Below are 411 nucleotides of genomic sequence, written 5' to 3'. Positions count from 1 at the left end.
TGATACGTATGAAGAAGAAAGTGCAAGAAGGAGCTATTCCAGAAGCGAGAATCGATGAAGAAGGAATACTTAGATTCAACTCCAGACTTTGTGTTCCTAACGATTCTGACTTGAAGCATAGAATCATGATGGAGGCACACAACACCCCGTTTGCAATCCATCCTGGGAGTACCAAAATGTATCATGATATTCGACATACATTTTGGTGGAACAATATGAAGAGAGAGATCGCGGAGTTTATCTCGAGGTGTTTAACTTGTCAACGTGTAAAGGCGGAGCATCAAGTGCCAAAGGGTCCATTACAACCACTTGAGATTCCGAAATGGAAGTGGGAACACATTACTATGGATTTCGTTACAGGTCTTCCCAAAGTTTCTCAAGGCATAGATGCGATTTGGGTTATTGTTGATA

General features: G+C 41.6%; 1 protein-coding gene. It reads left to right on the top strand.

Features of this window, described 5'->3' with window-relative positions:
- Positions 1-8: 8 nt before the first annotated feature.
- The coding region (locus KI686_RS15785) for an integrase zinc binding domain-containing protein (RefSeq protein WP_237590292.1) at positions 9-411 on the top strand (403 nt) is incomplete at its 3' end.

Origin of the sequence: Polaribacter sargassicola, assembly GCF_021991835.1 — a bacterium.
Classification (GTDB): domain Bacteria; phylum Bacteroidota; class Bacteroidia; order Flavobacteriales; family Flavobacteriaceae; genus Polaribacter; species Polaribacter sargassicola.
Note: the sequence above shows the minus strand (reverse complement) of the source record. Positions and strands in the feature narration are given on the sequence as shown.